Here is a 1259-nt window from a genome sequence, read left to right on the forward strand (position 1 = left end):
ATTAAAGCAAAAATTGGTGCTGATACTAAAGAACCCCTAACTAGAAGTTTTAACGAACAGGCTAAAGGGCTTGGAAATGATGGTAAAGGCGATAGGAGCAATTATTACGATTTTTTAAAAGGCGTGCAAGAACAAATTGAGAATTCTTGTAATTTAAAGCTTAATAAATATTTTGGTCTTGATATGAGATTTAATTCACTGGTTATGTTAAGTGAAGATCAAAAGGTAGAAAGAGATATTAAGCTAATTGAGCTTTACGGTAAATATAACGAGCTTATACAAAGCAGTTCTTTTAATAAAGAGGAGCGAGCTTTTTTAAAAGAAAAATTATTTTCATTTTGAGAAAAGGAGTTAAAAAGTGATTGAAGATGAAAAAAAGGAAATAATTGAGGAGCAAGTTAAAAAAGATCAGCAAGTTAAATCTGATACTAAAGTTATAAACGCTGAGGAATTTGAGGAGTATAAGCGCTTTGAAGAGTATATGCGCTTAAAGGAACAAGCAAATAATACAAAACCCAAAGAAACAACCCGTGATTTAAGTATAAATGAGCGAATAGCAAAAGAACTTGCCGAGGCTCAAGAGAGAGAGCGTTCTGCAAAGCAATTATTACTAGAGGCAGACCGGATTAATGAAATTGATACGCTTGCAAAAGCGCATCTAAGCAGCCACTTTAATAAAGAGGCCCTACTTGCAAAAGGATACGATCTAGAAGAGATTATACAAGCGCAACGCAGAGAACTTGTTCGCAAGTTTGTTCCAATTGAGCAAGTAAAAGCTATTTCTAAAATATCAGACATAAGTCATATTGATGGAGAGATACTAGAACAACTTGTCTCTTTGGCTAAGGTGAATATTAAACTAAGAAAAAATGCTAATAGCAATTCTTCTTCTGTTGATTCTATTAAAGGCAATATTATTGCTAAATCAGAAGAAAGTGCAAGTTTGCTTGATCCTAATTTTGTTCCGATTGATTTGATGGAGTTTTTACAAGCTTTAAGTAGTACTTACAAACAAAGAAGAATCAGTAGTATAAACATTACTTAAAGGAGTTTCTAATGAGCGATATTACGAAAATTAAAGAAGAATTTGAAAAAAAAGTTGCTGAAATTAAAGCATTAATGAAAAATCCACAAAAGGATTCTAGTTTACTAGGTAATTCTTTAGAGTTTAGGGATAAAAATTTAATTTATTCCAATTCTGGTGGAGTTAGAACTAGCAGTAAAGACAAAATAGAAAATTATCCTGCTAAGGGCTATCC

The 1259-nt window shown here is 32.1% G+C and carries 3 protein-coding genes; all 3 read left to right on the top strand.

The genetic code is table 11. The features are described from left to right. Positions 1-342: anti-CBASS protein Acb1 family protein (locus tag HNP68_RS06905; RefSeq protein WP_183221746.1), on the top strand; the 342-nt coding region annotated here is incomplete at its 5' end. Positions 343-358: 16 nt separating this feature from the next. Then, complete coding sequence (locus HNP68_RS06910) at positions 359-1045, top strand: DUF1357 family protein (protein WP_183221748.1); 687 nt, start codon at positions 359-361, stop codon at positions 1043-1045. A gap of 11 nt (positions 1046-1056) precedes the next feature. Then, positions 1057-1259 (top strand): DUF228 domain-containing protein (locus tag HNP68_RS06915; protein WP_183221750.1); only part of this gene is annotated, 203 nt, incomplete at its 3' end.

This window comes from Borreliella yangtzensis, assembly GCF_014201775.1.
GTDB lineage: Bacteria > Spirochaetota > Spirochaetia > Borreliales > Borreliaceae > Borreliella > Borreliella yangtzensis.